Raw genomic sequence first — 14285 nt, forward strand, 5'->3', positions numbered from 1 at the left:
TAAGCATTGACTATTATGAACAATATTAAACATCGTATATCGATCGCTTTTGTATTACTGCTTGCCTTGATTTTTGTAAGCTGTAATGTTGTAAACATTGAAGATCGTCCGGATCCGAATAACACGGCACTACAAACAGTAGTCGAAAATCCGAGCCCTTCTGAGATTAACACTCTTGTAACGGGTACTGAATCGAGCCTGAGAACCGACCTTCGTATCTACCACATCAACGTTGGTATGATCGGTCGGGAAATGTATCGCTTTTTAGCAGCTGAACCACGCAACACCCAGGATCTGTTGGGCGGCGGTTCTTCTGAACTGGATGCCGGTTCTTTCTATACCACACGCCCCTGGGCAGCGTTCTATACCAGCATACGTAATGCCAATATTCTCATTGAATCAGTAAAAACCATTACTGACAACAATGCAGTAAGTGAAGCACAACGAAACGGTATCTTTGGATTTGCCAAAACCATTAAGGCCTATCAATACCTTATGGCCCTAACGATGCATAACGAGAACGGGATTCGTCAACAAAATCAAACGGATTTCTTCACTACTGGTCCATTATTGAGCAAAGCTGACAGCTATCAGCTGATTGCTGACCTTCTTGATGAAGCTGCTACGCATCTTTCAAATGCCGGAAGTGAATTCTCTTTCCCTTTGTCAGATGGCTTTGCCGATTTTAACAGTCCTTCCACCTTTTTAGAGTTTAACCAAGCCCTGAGAGCACGGGTTGCCGTGTACCGCGGGAATTTCGACGATGCTCTGGGCTTTGTCAATAACTCATTTGTGGATGCCAGCGGAGATCTCGAAAATGGTGTATATCATATCTTTTCCACTGCAACTAATGATGTGACTAACCCATTGTTTTCAAATCCGCAATCCGGAGCCGGTGACAGTTACGTAGTTCACCCCTCATTTGTAGCGGATGCCGAAAGTGGAGACAACCGGGTAGTTGGCAATAAAGCCATTTTGCGCGTAGATGATAACGGCGACGTAAACACTGCTAGCCTTGATGGGCTTTCCAGTGATTATGGCCTGTTTGTTTACAAAACCCAAACATCCCCAATGCCAATTATCAGAAATGCGGAATTGCTTCTTATTCGTGCAGAAGCCAACATCAACGGAAGTTCTCCTGATTTGGCTGCTGCAGAAGATGATATTAATATAATTCGCAATGCAGCAGGACTATCTGACTACGGTGGAGCTCAAACACAACAAGCTCTCGAAGATGAAATGCTGCGTCAGCGGCGATACGAACTATTCTTCGAAGGGCACCGCTGGGTGGATATGCGTCGGTACAATCGGTTGGGGAATCTACCACTCGACCGTTCCGGTGATAACGTCTGGGCATCATTTCCGATACCGGAAAGTGAAAACCTATAACACCTATATTTAAAACTATCATCAGGCCGGAGCTAATCACTCCGGCTTTTTTTATTTTTACCCCTACCCACTGTTTTTGTATTTTAGCGGCTCATTTTAAGTGACGAACAGATTATCAACCAAATGACATACGATTTTCTTATTGTCGGTGCAGGTATCGTCGGGCTCTCAACAGCCTATAAATTATCTGAACGTTTTCCAGATACTAATATACTGGTCCTTGAAAAAGAAGATGAAGTAGCGGCCCACCAAACCGGAAACAACTCGGGGGTTATTCACTCCGGTATCTACTACGACCCCAATAGCTATCGTGCAAAAAACTGTGTCGAAGGCCGTCACCAGCTGGTTGATTTTTGTGAAAAACATGGGGTTGATTATGAAATTTGCGGCAAAGTTATTGTTGCTACTGAGGAAGAAGATATCTCCCGTCTGAACGGTATTTTCGAGACCGGTAAAATAAACGGCATTGAAGGAATCAAAAAAATTGGGCCCAAAGAACTTAATGACATAGAACCCTACACCACCGGTGTAAAAGCAATCCATGTGCCATGCTCCGGCATCGTCGATTATATTGGCGTTTGTAAGAAGCTGAGTGATCTTATAGAAGAACGAGGTCATACCGTGGCTTGCGGCAAAGAAGTAAAAAAAATTAGTAACAATGGCAAAAACCTGTCTGTGCTAACCAATTGTGGCACCTTTAATAGCCGCTACCTCATTAACTGTGCCGGCTTGTATAGTGATCATGTTGCTGAGTCTGCAGGGGTATTCCCTGACATTCAAATTGTGCCTTTTCGCGGGGAATACTTTGAATTAAAACCGGAGGCCAAGCACTTTGTAAACGGTCTTATCTATCCTATGCCAAATCCTGCATTCCCATTTTTAGGAGTACATTTTACCAAGATGGTGAATGGGGCTATTGAATGTGGACCCAATGCCGTATTCGCTTTTGAACGAGAAGGCTATGATAAAATCTCTTTTGACCTGGAAGAAACAATTGAAACCCTGAATTTTCCCGGCTTTTGGAAGCTTGCAAAAAAGCACTGGAAAATGGGTCTTGACGAATGGTATCGCTCTTTTTCAAAGAAAGCATTTGTGAAAGGGTTACAAAAACTGATCCCTGCTATTCAACCTCAACATTTAAAACCTTCTCCTTCAGGAGTTCGGGCGATGGCTTTGAAACCGAATGGCGAAATCCTTGATGATTTCCATTATGAGGCCACCGAAAATGAGATCCATGTTCTTAATGCTCCCAGTCCGGCCGCTACTGCGGGCCTGGCCATTGGTGATGAAATCGTGAAACGGGCAGAAGACTCTTTTTCACTTTAGTTTTTAAGCGACACAGTTGCAGAGTAACACAGACAACTAGCCGATTAACATATATTATATTAGTGACCTTTTAATAAAGACACGCTACTGGGTTATTTTACATATAATTGTTCACTTTACAGCTTTTCTGTGACCCACCCTACATAACAATTCTTGTCATGCTGATCTTGTTTCACCATCTTTGCAGGTATAGATTAATGAAGTGCGATCTCATATCGGCTTCACAACTACATCAACAGCCAGATTTATGGAGCAAGACCTGCATATTGTAACGGATGAACAAACGCGGCGACTGTATGCTACCGACGCTTCCAGCTATGAAGAGTTGCCTCAAAGTGTCGCTTTCCCTACCTCAATAACCGATATTGCTGCAATAGTCAAACATGCCCGAGACCATGGGGTAAGTATCACTGCGCGTGGGGCAGGGACCAGCCTCGCAGGCCAGACTACCGGCCCCGGCATTGTTATGGATGTTGGCCGCAATATGAATGAAATAATTGAGATCAATCCCCAAAAAAAGCAGGCTACCGTACAACCCGGTGTGATACGAGATTCCTTAAACCGAACGACTGACAAACATAACCTTCTTTTCGGTCCGGATACTGCTACTACCAACCGCTGTATGATTGGCGGCATGATTGGGAATAATTCTTGTGGTATCTTTTCTATTAAGCACAACACTACGCGCGAACATATTATTGAAATTAATGCGGTGCTAAGTGATGGATCTCGGGCTACCTTTAAACCGCTGACACCGGAAGAGCTAGAGAAAAAAAAGCAGCTTGATACCCTTGAAGGGGAGATCTATCGTGGGATTACAGCCCTGGTTGAAAACCACCGGGATGAGATTCTTGCCAGCTACCCACATCCCGATATTAGGCGGCGTAATACCGGCTATGCACTCGATCGTTTGTGCGAAATGCAGCCGTTTGTAGAAGATGGACGCCCGTTCAATATGGCTGAATTATTATGTGGCAGCGAAGGCACCCTGGCCATGACCGGTTCCGCAACAGTGAACTTAGTAGAAAAGGACCCAGAATCAGTTATCGTGGTTCCACATTTCTCTACCATTCGTAAAGCTTTGGAAGCTACTGTAGAAGCGGTAAAAATGGAACCGGCTGCTGCTGAACTGGTTGACCATATTATTTTAGATGCCACCAAAGAAAATATTGAACAGCGGAAGAACCGGTTTTTCCTCGAAGGGGAACCACACTGTATTTTAATCATCCAGTTTGATGGGCACAACCAACAAGCGCTTGTGAACAAAGCCAAAAAATTGGCAACACGACTAACCCAATTAGAACTTAGTGACTCAACACCTATCATCACTGATGAAAAGAGAAAAGAACGTGTTTGGAACTTGCGTAAAGCCGGACTTGGGCTACTGATGGGACTAGGCTCAAAAGGAAGAACCCCCACTTTTTGTGAGGATACGGCCGTGCGCGTCCCTGACCTACCTGACTATATTGATGACTTCCAACAAATCCTGGATAACCATAACACAGACTGTGTTTTCTATGCCCATGCTTCTGTAGGAGAACTGCATTTGCGACCTGTTATTAACTTGCAAGATCCTGAGGGCATACAAAAAATGAAAAGTATGGCCGGTGATATTGCCGAATTGGTCCGCAGCTATCGTGGCTCCCTTTCCGGCGAACACGGTGATGGTCGCGCCCGTGCCCCCTATATTGAAAAAGTGCTCGGCTCCGAGATGATGCCATTACTAAAGCAAGTTAAGCAGATATGGGATCCGGAAAATATCTTTAACCCCGGAAAAATCACCAATCCCAAACCACTAGAAGAAGATCTGCGCTACTCTCCTTCTTATGAGCGCCCCAATCCCGATACCCATTTCAACTGGCGAAAAGAGGGGAGCTTTGGGCATGCCCTGGAACTCTGTAATGGGGCCGGCGTTTGCCGTAAACTTGCTGATAGCGGCGGCACCATGTGTCCCAGTTATATGGCTACTAAAGAGGAGAAAGATACCACCCGTGGACGTGCAAACTTATTCAGACAGCTTTTTGCTGGAAAAAAACAGGACGCCTTTAGCTCTGACGAGCTCAAAGATGCTCTCGATCTATGTCTAAGTTGCAAAGCCTGCAAGAGTGAATGTCCTGCTAATGTCGATATGGCCAGGATGAAAGCAGAGTTTACCCAGGGCTGGCACGAAAAGCACGGCATTGACTTGGAAGAGCGTTTCTTTGGCCAGGCAGCCAAACTATACCCCATGGCCAGTTACTTTCCGAAGGTATCGAACTGGTTCATGAGCCAACCCGTAATCAAAGAATTACTTGAGCAATTTCTGGGAATCGACAAACGACGCACCCTCCCCTCTTTTGCACCCGAAACCTTTATGAACTGGTTTAACAATGACTATACCAGTAGAGTCGATGGAGAAAAGGTGGTTTTACTGGTTGATATCTTTACTAATTACCATGAGCCTGAAGTGGGAAAAGCTGCGGTTCGTTTCCTGGAAGAGTCGGGCTACCGGGTTCATGTACCGGATTTCCATGAAGTGGGGCGTCCCCAGATATCTAAAGGAATGCTCGATCATGCCAAAGACCTCCTCGATCAAAATCTCCCCAGGCTGGCGGCTTATGCTTCCGATGAAATGCCCATCATTGGTCTGGAACCCTCGGAAATACTCACCCTTCGTGATGAATACCTGGATTTATGTGACGACCACCAGTTGTCACAGACAAAAAACGTGGCTGATCATACTTTTACTTTTGATGAGTTTGCAGCAAAAGTGTTAAAAGAAAATGGGACCGGTATTCATAATGGTGGTCAGCAAACAGTATATGTACATGGGCACTGCCATCAGAAATCTCTGGCGGGACACAAAAACATTAAAAAGTTACTCGAACTTCGGGGGTATCAACCCAAGATTCTTGATACCGGTTGTTGCGGAATGGCTGGCAGCTTTGGCTACGAGAAAGGACATTATGAGGTCTCTATGGAGATCGGAAACCAGCGCCTTTTTTCATCTTTAGGCGAGCTCCCGGATGAAGCTCTTATCTGCGCACCCGGCTTTTCGTGTCGTCACCAAATAGCTGATGGCACCGGTAGAAATGCATTGCATCCAGTACAGTTTCTAGGTTAAAAAGGTACACATGACAGCACCTAGCAGTATGCTATCTTGGTGATAATTATTTATCATGAGATCTTTTAGCATATTACAGAGATATCCTAGTACTTATCTCTTGCGATGCAACTCCAATATTTGATATTGGAGCTGTAGAAAGCCATCCCCCCCTCCGCTCACGCTCCTTTCAAAAAACAAGTTGCATAATTTCAATCAAAGGCAACCCTCGGTACAAAATTGCTGTATAGACAGTAAAGGAGCTTCAATACGCTAACCACAATTAAGAAATTTTGACATGTTTAATAACAACCGGCGAAATATCATATTGAGTATCATTGTATCACTACTTCTTTTTTTTGCAGGATGTGGAGATTCAATGACTTCTTCAGGCGAAGAGGGTGGTCAATCTGCGAGCTTTGACAGTGGAACCATTGGCCCGGGCGAAACATTTACTTACACCTTTTCGGAGGAGGAAGTAGTCGAATATTACTGCACCATTCATATCCCAGATATGCAGGGACAAATTACTGTTACATCCAATGCTAAAACAGTAGATAGAGATACCGTCAGTATGGAAAATAATAAGTTTGTTCCTGAGAACCTTGAAGTAGCTCCCAATACCGAGGTCATTTGGATTAACAATCAAGATCACACTCATGATATTAAAACAGGTAATCCATCAAATAATGGTGGTGGTGACGATTACTAAATTAATCACATACCATATTCAATAACTTCATTCTCCGATAGCTGCACCGATTTTTTGTTCCTATCACTTTGCCATAGGACGGGACTATCGCTATACCCCTTTTATTGCTCCTTTTTTTCGATAGGATAACCCGCCTCAACCCAGGAACGAAATCCGCCGGCCAGCGACTTCACGTTTCTATAACCCATCTTCTGGAGATTATCTGCTGCCAGTGCCGATCGGTAACCGCCGCCGCAATAAAGCACCAGCTCCTCCTCCATATTGGGATATTCTTCTTCAATATCTCGTTCAATAACCCCTCGCCCGATATAATCTGCGTTAACGATATGAGCATCCTCCCATTCATCCTGCTCGCGCACATCCAACAGCACAAAATCCTCTTCACTGTCCTGTTTCCTCTTTACTTTAGCAGGAGTAACTTCTTCGATGCGCGTTTTAGCATCGTCAACGAGAGTAACAAATCTGTCAGAATGATGTTTTCCCATAATAGCTTCATCTTTGGCTACTGATTGATACAGAGTTAAAACAGATTATATATAGTCAATAGTTAGATTAAAAAAATCCATAATTCTCCGTGCAGATCCGCAACTAATTTTTAAAGGTGTTTTTATTTATCAATTCCTGGGCGCTCTCCAAGGCCGCGTCAGTAATATCTTCCCCACTCATCAGACTGGCTACTTCGGTAATATGTTCGTTCTCATCCAATGGGATTATCTTCGATACCGTTCGTCCGTTCTGCTCCATCTTTTGAACCTTATAATGTTTGTGAGCCTGGCTGGCAATCTGTGGCTGATGCGTAATAGCAATAATCTGGCAGCGCTCTGAAAGCCTGCGCATCGTACGGCCAACCTTCTCAGAGATCTCACCACTGATGCCGGTATCGATCTCATCAAAAATCATTACCGGCAGACTCTGCTCCCGAGCAATAATAGATTTTAGAGCAAGCATTACCCGACTAATCTCCCCACCCGAGGCAATCTTAGCCAGCGGTTTGGGCTCCTCACCTTTATTAGTAGAAATATAGAGGCGAATATCATCACACCCATGCTCGGTGCACTCTACGGGCTGTCCGTCAATGGTGAGCCAACCCTGCTGCTCCGAAGTATGTATCCAGTCCACCCGCACCTCGAAGTTTGCATGAGGGATACCCAGCTTAGTCAGTTCCTGCTCAATCTCTTCGGAAAGGTGGCTGCCCACTTCTTTGCGGTTGTTGTGTAATTTCTGCGCCTTTTTAGCCAGCTTTACCGCTTGGGATTCAATCACCTGTTCCAAATTCTCAATTTCAAGATCAAAATTCTCAGCCAGGCTTAGTTCTTCCTTGATCTCCTCTAAGTACTCGATCAGTTCCGGGATACTGCGATGATATTTCTTTTGCAAGCTATTCAGCTGATTTTGGCGCTTTCGCAGTTTCTCCAGCCTATTGGGATTAAATTCAATTTTATTACGGTATCGTTGTGCAAACTGTACTGTCTCCTGTATGCTTATACGCGCCGAAGATATCTCTTCTCGATAGCTTTCAAACTCAGGTTCAATACGGGCGATATCTTCTAAATGCAATTTAATCTGATTAAGCAGACTGATTACATTAACCTCATCGGCATCCCCGATTTCCACAATAGTCCCCGCCTTTTGATCAAGCTCTTCCGCATTATCCAACAAATGCATCTCTGCTTCGAGCTCCTCTTCTTCATCGGGATCCAATTCCGCGTCTTCGAGTTCTTTCACCTGGAAGCGATACAGTTCTACCTTTTCTTCAAGTTCCCGTTCGCGCTTCTTTAATGATCGCAGCTCTTTGCGTAGCTCCTGCATATCGGCGTACGATTGCTGGTAGGCTTCCAGTGCGGGATGCACCTCTTCAAAACCATCCACTACCGTCCGGTGATTTTCTTCCTTAAGCAGCATCTGGTGATCGTGCTGACCGTGCAGGTCTACTAAGTAATCACCTACTTGGCTAAGCACCGAAATAGTTACCGGAGTGTCATTGATAAACCCGCGACTTCCGGAAGAACGAATTTCGCGGCGCAAAATAAGCTCTGAGCGTTTTTCAACAGCATTTTCCCCGAGAATCCTGTTAATTTCATTATTGTCACCCACCTTAACAATAGCTTCCGCGATTGCTTTACTGGCTCCCTGGCGAATGACATTGGTATCGGCACGTTCGCCTAATATCATATTCAGAGCACCAATAATAATAGACTTTCCGGCCCCGGTTTGTCCTGTCAGAATATTGAGTCCCTCTTGAAAAGAGACCTCCAGTTCATCGATAAGTGCAAAATCTTTTATGTATAGTGATTGTATCATAGGCGTCAATTTTTTATCAGGCACTTAATGTACAAAGCGGAAGGCATAAAGTCTGTGTTACAGCATTTTTTTTCAAATTCTAATACAGACGGGAAATAAAAAATAGGCCGACAATGACGTCTCTCTTGAAAAATAACATCTGCCGACCTATCTGAATTAATTTTGGATAAAAAATAGGCTCCCACCGAAGTGGGAGCCAAATCTTTTTCCCTCAAGGTATCTATCTTAATGAAGAGTCACTAGTAAGACCCTTGAGGAAGGTAATCCTTACAAAAAAAATTCAGAAATTTCGTACCTTATTAATTCCTAATACTAATATGGCCTTAGAACCTACTGATGACCGAAAAAGAGATAAAAGAATTTAAAGAATATCAGCTTACAGTTTCCGAAGAAGAGCATAATCTGGAAACACGATTGGATAAATTTTTGGCTTCCCAGATCGAAAATACTTCGCGCACAAAAATAAAAGAGGCTATAAAAGAAAATCACATTACCGTTAATGGTACAAATGAAAAACCATCCTATAATATTGAAGAAGGCGATATCATCGATGTCCGTCTTCCTATCCCCAAGCCCCCGGAAGCGACCCCCGAGGAGATGGAGCTCAATATTGTGTATGAGGATGAGTCGCTACTCGTGGTAAACAAACAGGCCGATATGGTTGTACATCCAGCCTACGGCAACTGGACCGGCACCCTGGTCAATGGATTGCTCTGGCATACCGATAACCTTTCTGAACCCGAAAAAGGCACCATTCGGCCGGGCATCGTGCACCGTTTGGACAAAGATACTACCGGGCTGCTAGTAGTAGCAAAAGATGACAAGACTCACCGCAAGCTGAGCAGCTATTTTCGCACAAAAGAGATCGAACGCACCTACTGGGCCATTGTATGGGGCACGCCGGATGAAAAGGAAGGTACTATTACCGGGAATATCGGCCGCGATCCACATAACCGCCAGAAGATGGCTGTTCGCGAAGGGGATAAAGGAAAAGAAGCTAAAACTCATTACAAGGTGATCGAATATTTTGACCATCTCAGTCTTTTAGAACTCAAACTGGAAACCGGGCGCACCCACCAAATTCGTGTACATCTGGCTGATAATAACCTCTGGGTATTCGGTGATCCAAAGTATGGAGGCAACTCTGTACGCTATGGACCCAATACCGGAAGCCGAAGGCAGATGTTCATCAATTTATTCAAATTGCTGCAACGGCAGTGCCTGCACGCTAAAACGTTGGGCTTCGAACATCCGGTAACGGGAGAGGATATGCAGTTCGACTCTGAACTGCCGGCCGATTTTGTACAGGTGCTTGGGATGCTTCGACAAAACTGTAAACCGGACCAGCTGTATTCATAATCTGGGTCCCAAACACTAATGGAACTGCTAACTTAACCGCAATCTTCTACTTTTAAGTGGTCCGAAAAATGGGGAAGCTTACCTCCCATCAATGTATTAATATCGGATAAACCAAGGCGCTATTACCCGTAATATTTATAGGAAGGACATTTGCTGTTCTGAAGTTCAACGCTCAATAATCAAAGCATCACCTGCTAAACCTCTAAAAAGCTTCTTCCAGTTAAAGAACGGATATTGGGGGTAAAAAGTCGTTGACTAGAAAATTGAAAAAATAATTGTTGATATAATTTAAATATAGGCCTATCTTTGGCCTCTTATTGAAATGCGCCTGTAGCTCAACTGGATAGAGCACCTGATTACGGATCAGGAGGTTAGGGGTTCGAATCCTCTCAGGCGTACTCTCTCATAAGCCCCTGACTCATATAGAGTTAGGGGCTTTTTTGTTTTAATATATCTATTCATAATAAATAGAGCTTCTATTCTGGTACAAGAATGGTACAAGGAATAAGACTATATCCCTTCTATTTTTTTCTTTATTTAAACCGATCTAATTTTATAACCTTATTCTAAAATATTTTACCATACTCAATAAATTAAAGCATAATAATTCCTTCTTATGTCGATCAAAGTAACCTATAAGATTGAGCTTTCATCCAAGAGCCAGAACAAACCTCTTATTGATGAAATAATGGATCAGTTCTGTAAAGATTCTAGTTGGGGTACTCATGCTTCCCCTCTACATGCCATAAAAGAAACTATAAGTGAAGATGGAAATTGGCGAGAATTAGAACCAAACTACTCCGTCACTCTATCTGAAAAGAACTTGTACCTAATTGATGTCTACTTCAAAACAAAACAATTCAATTTCCATACAGAAGGGTTAGCCCATTTTATAGGCACAATAGCAGGTGACATTTTATCAAACAGAAGTTTTAAAAGCGTATCTGTAGAGGATATTGTATTTCCAAAATCATATGTAGATGACTTTTTTCCTCATCCCAATTTGGGAGTCGATGCATTAAGAAATGATTTTCTTAGTGAAACACTAGATAATTCCAATAGACCTTTTCTAGCTTATTCTATAAAGCCACGATTAGGTTTAAATAAACTTCAGTTTAAAGAGCTGCTTGAAAATATAAGTAATTCAAGGGCTGACATTATTGAAGACGATGAAAGAATTATTGACCCTGAAATCTGTTCCTTTCAAGATCGGCTTGATATCATTTCTAATATTGATTTCAATAAAGGAACCAAATATTCAATCAATGTAACCTTTCCTTTACAGCATCTTAAAGATAAAGTACAAGAAGCTTACGATTCTGGGATTCGTGTATTCAAATACGATGTGATGGTAGGAAGTTTTGATGGACTATTATATCTGAGAAAGATAATCAAAATGTTTAAGGAAGAATGTGCTCTGACAGTTTTTCCTGATGTGTATGGTCTGAATTTTAGAAACTTGTCAAGACGAGTTGTATTGAAATTGAGTAGACTATGTGGTGCCGATATCATATATGGGGGATCCCCTAAATGGGACTGGAGTCGTTATGGTTACCTAGCAAACTTTGAGGAATTTAAGAACAACCATAGAATACTTTTAGAAGATATAGATGGACATGATATAAATTCCACATTACCAACAATAACTCATGATATACAACCAACATATCTGGAATATACTATTTACCACTTACGGAAGAGATTCAATAACCATCTTAATTATGCATTTTTTATTGGAGGAGGTATTAGTGCTTATCCAGGAGGTAATGAAGTCAAAGATGTCATAGATGAATATATCACTACAATGGAAGAGGCTTCAGAAAAAGATTTGTCAGAAATAAGAAGTTGGAAAGAAATTCCTCAGATAGTTGGTAATGCTTTTCAAGCAGATCGAGATTTAAAAAAAGAATTTCAGCGTTTGAACTGGCCTTCAATAAAAAGAATAAAATCTTAAAAAATGGATTTTTCACTAGTTGACTTTGCAACTTTTTATAAGCTAGTAGGTGGAGCTGGTTTAGTTGGCTTATCTGCACAACTAGTAGGTATTCTAAAAATTAACAGGGATATAGTAGACCTACTAAAAGACATTGAAAGTTCAAGAGAAAAACACGAGAGCTTAGGATTTGTCTTTAACCTTCCACTCGAGGTTGAAGATGTAATTGACGACTTCTATCTGATTAACAACCTACTAAAGTGGATTATATGTTTTATAATCCTTTCAGCTCTCTCCGTTGCATTATATGCATTGTTACAAAACGTACAGTTTCCCTTAGCATCAGATTTGGGTTGGAAGATTTTAGTAATTAGTCAGCGTATTTGGTTGTTAATTTTAATTCTTGTTCCAATAACTCTAACATGTACAGTATTTTGGAAATACATCAATATTCATGTTATAAATTTCAAAAGATACCAAGAGGGGAATAGATGACTACTATTTATAGAAAAAATAACTCGAAACTAACTTTCAAAACTACTTCCAATAACATTTTAATTGCGAAAAATGACAATGATAAATTACAACACTATTTACTTCCAATTGGCTTGAATTATAAAAAATTTGACCGGCTTGAAATTGAGAATGGATCAACCTTTTTAAAAAACTCGGAAATTTCTGAATCATATAATTCGGTAGTTAATTTATCAGCTTATCCGGTCCGCAAATGTTATCCCGAAGAAAACATTGAATATTCAGTAGTTTATGATAATTCTGAATATTTCCAATGCACTAAACTCATATATGAACGACATTATGTAAAAAACACTCCAGTTGGAATGGTTTTTACGGCTAAAATCAATGATGAAATAGCAAGTCTCGTAGTAGTACATAGACTTACCTATTCAAACCCAAATGGCAGATCAGCATACTTATCTGATAAGCAGGAAATTTACGAAGATAAGGAACAGAGAGATTATGCTAAAAAGCATATGGCATGGATTTCTAGAATCGTAACTGTAGAAAAATATGAAGGGCAAGGTATTGCTAGAAGACTTTGCGAACAATTACCTAGTTTACTTAAAGAAATCTATCCAAATGGAGAATTGAATGAAATTGAAGTAATGACAACTTGGAGTATTCAGGATTTTAAAAAATATGATATTGCAAATGATGAAGATTCAGTTACTGATATTCAGTTTGACCAGGAAAACGACCTTCTATGTAAGGCTGGCTTTGATCGAATCGCAGTTAAAATCAAAACTGATACTGGGAATATAAGTAACAAAACTCGGAACGATGATGGGTGGAATGAAACTCAAAATATTCAATATCAAAATGAGGATGGAGATTTTATTGAAAGATCTGAAAAAGTAGCTAGATACTATTATGTCAAAAAAATTTGATAAACGTCTCTTTGTTCCACTTAACAAAGAAGCATTTAAATGGTTTAAACATGGGAAAAAATGGGAAGTAAGAAAATTAAAGGGGCAGTACAACCCGAATAATATCTGTACAGGAAGAAGAGTGGAATTAAGAAAAGGTTATAATGGCACTAGTTTATGGGGGAACGTTACTAATGTTAGAGTTTTTGATGATTATGAAAAATTATTCGATTCAATAGATTTTAAACACATATTCCCTTTTGCAGACAGTCTCAATCATGCCAAGACATTAATTTTAAACTACGTGAATCAAAACGAAATTATTGCTTTCAAGATTAAATTAGATATTGATGAATAAGACCGAAAGGAAAATTAAGCATCTTTATTTCCATGAAAACTATTACGAAAAAATACTCGAAGGGAACAAAATATCTACTGTTAGAAAGGGAGTATTGATACCTGACAGCCTTAACATTACCCTTATTTTCAATAAGATTAATGAAAAATTAGATGCCAAAATTCTAAGACTCGATTATACTTATACTCTAAACACCCTTACTGAACAGGTTGCAAAAAAAGATGGGTTTAATTCAATCCAAGAATTAAAAGATGCCTTGCACAAACATTATCCGAACATGAATAGTGAACAACACTTAACAATAATCGAGTTCAAAGTCTATAAATCTTAACTACTTCCATACACTAGACTACTATCAAGTGAGATGGTTAAATAATTGCATTTCTACTTTGAAAAGGAGCAAAGCATATATTTCACCTCTAAAACAAAAGGTTTAGGAC

At 41.1% G+C, this 14285-nt stretch carries 12 protein-coding genes and 1 tRNA gene; 11 read left to right on the top strand and 2 right to left on the bottom strand.

What is annotated here, in order from left to right; translation table 11 throughout:
- Positions 1-15 precede the first annotated feature (15 nt).
- From FCN14_RS13680 to FCN14_RS13695, 4 genes are all read left to right on the top strand, one after another.
- Complete coding sequence (locus tag FCN14_RS13680; protein WP_138431856.1) at positions 16-1389, top strand: RagB/SusD family nutrient uptake outer membrane protein; 1374 nt, start codon at positions 16-18, stop codon at positions 1387-1389.
- A 123-nt stretch (positions 1390-1512) separates the two neighbouring features.
- Entirely contained in the window at positions 1513-2715 is a 1203-nt protein-coding gene (gene lhgO / locus FCN14_RS13685; RefSeq protein ID WP_138431857.1) for an L-2-hydroxyglutarate oxidase, read from the top strand.
- A 247-nt stretch (positions 2716-2962) separates the two neighbouring features.
- On the top strand, positions 2963-5818 hold the full coding sequence (locus FCN14_RS13690; RefSeq protein ID WP_246043175.1) for an FAD-binding and (Fe-S)-binding domain-containing protein: 2856 nt from the start codon (positions 2963-2965) through the stop codon (positions 5816-5818).
- A gap of 277 nt (positions 5819-6095) precedes the next feature.
- On the top strand, positions 6096-6509 hold the full coding sequence (locus FCN14_RS13695) for a cupredoxin domain-containing protein (RefSeq protein WP_138431858.1): 414 nt from the start codon (positions 6096-6098) through the stop codon (positions 6507-6509).
- Positions 6510-6610: 101 nt separating this feature from the next.
- On the opposite strand, the gene FCN14_RS13700 is transcribed toward FCN14_RS13695, so the two are convergent.
- A complete protein-coding gene (locus FCN14_RS13700; RefSeq protein WP_138431859.1) occupies positions 6611-6994 on the bottom strand; it encodes a rhodanese-like domain-containing protein in 384 nt (127 codons plus the stop codon).
- Between the two features lie 103 nt (positions 6995-7097).
- On the bottom strand, positions 7098-8810 hold the full coding sequence (gene recN / locus FCN14_RS13705) for a DNA repair protein RecN (protein WP_138431860.1): 1713 nt from the start codon (positions 8808-8810) through the stop codon (positions 7098-7100).
- Positions 8811-9146: 336 nt separating this feature from the next.
- On the opposite strand from recN, the gene FCN14_RS13710 reads away from it, so the two are divergent.
- The 7 genes from FCN14_RS13710 to FCN14_RS13740 all read left to right on the top strand — a co-directional run bounded on the left by FCN14_RS13710 (position 9147) and on the right by FCN14_RS13740 (position 14176).
- Positions 9147-10169 (top strand): RluA family pseudouridine synthase, encoded by a 1023-nt coding sequence (locus FCN14_RS13710; RefSeq protein WP_138431861.1) that lies wholly within the window; start codon positions 9147-9149, stop codon positions 10167-10169.
- Between the two features lie 324 nt (positions 10170-10493).
- Positions 10494-10567: transfer RNA gene (locus tag FCN14_RS13715), tRNA-Arg, on the top strand.
- A 218-nt stretch (positions 10568-10785) separates the two neighbouring features.
- Positions 10786-12123 (top strand): RuBisCO large subunit C-terminal-like domain-containing protein, encoded by a 1338-nt coding sequence (locus FCN14_RS13720; RefSeq protein WP_138431862.1) that lies wholly within the window; start codon positions 10786-10788, stop codon positions 12121-12123.
- A gap of 3 nt (positions 12124-12126) precedes the next feature.
- Complete coding sequence (locus FCN14_RS13725) at positions 12127-12597, top strand: hypothetical protein (protein WP_138431863.1); 471 nt, start codon at positions 12127-12129, stop codon at positions 12595-12597.
- Positions 12594-13508 (top strand): GNAT family N-acetyltransferase, encoded by a 915-nt coding sequence (locus FCN14_RS13730; protein WP_138431864.1) that lies wholly within the window; start codon positions 12594-12596, stop codon positions 13506-13508. The genes FCN14_RS13725 and FCN14_RS13730 overlap by 4 nt, the downstream gene beginning before the upstream one ends.
- On the top strand, positions 13492-13845 hold the full coding sequence (locus FCN14_RS13735; RefSeq protein ID WP_138431865.1) for a hypothetical protein: 354 nt from the start codon (positions 13492-13494) through the stop codon (positions 13843-13845). The genes FCN14_RS13730 and FCN14_RS13735 overlap by 17 nt, the downstream gene beginning before the upstream one ends.
- Positions 13838-14176, top strand: a complete 339-nt coding sequence (locus FCN14_RS13740; RefSeq protein ID WP_138431866.1) for an ASCH domain-containing protein — start codon at positions 13838-13840, stop codon at positions 14174-14176. Before FCN14_RS13735 ends, FCN14_RS13740 begins: the two co-directional genes overlap by 8 nt.
- Positions 14177-14285: the final 109 nt, after the last annotated feature.

The organism is Fodinibius saliphilus (genome assembly GCF_005869845.1).
Classification (GTDB): Bacteria; Bacteroidota; Rhodothermia; order Balneolales; family Balneolaceae; genus Fodinibius; species Fodinibius saliphilus.